Source organism: Vibrio sp. Y176 (assembly GCF_033438945.1).
On record NZ_JAWOQS010001153.1, the window covers coordinates 1 to 523 of the forward strand.

A 523-nucleotide genomic window follows, 5' to 3' on the forward strand; every position below is an offset into this window, starting at 1 on the left:
CTACTTGGCAGAAAAGTTTGGTCACTTCTTACCAACAGAAGGCGCGAAGCGTGCCGAGGTAATGAACTGGCTATTTTGGCTGCAAGGCTCTGCACCATACCTAGGAGGTGGTTTCGGTCACTTCTACGCGTACGCGCCAGAGAAATTCGAGTACCCAATCAACCGCTTTACGATGGAAGTTAAGCGTCAACTGGATGTACTGGACAAACGTCTGGCAAACAACGCCTTTTTAGGTGGTGATGAGTACAGCATTGCCGATATCGCAACTTGGCCTTGGTACGGTAACTTGGTGCTGGGCCGCGCATACGATGCAGCCGAGTTTTTAGATGTGGAGAGCTACAAAAATGTTGTGCGTTGGGCGAAAGCGATTGATGAGCGAGAAGGTGTTAAACGTGGTCGTATTGTTAACCGCTCTTGGGGGGAAGATTGGGAGCAACTAGCTGAGCGCCACAGTGCTACAGACATTGATAATGTTTTGAAGCTGAAACCTTAAACGAAAAGATGTTAAGCGCACCATTAAAGG

General features: G+C 48.6%; 1 protein-coding gene. It reads left to right on the forward strand.

Features of this window, described 5'->3' with window-relative positions; translation table 11 throughout:
- A partial coding sequence (locus R7O13_RS30715; protein WP_318305700.1) for a glutathione S-transferase C-terminal domain-containing protein occupies nucleotides 1–493 on the forward strand: 493 nt, incomplete at its 5' end.
- Nucleotides 494–523: the final 30 nt, after the last annotated feature.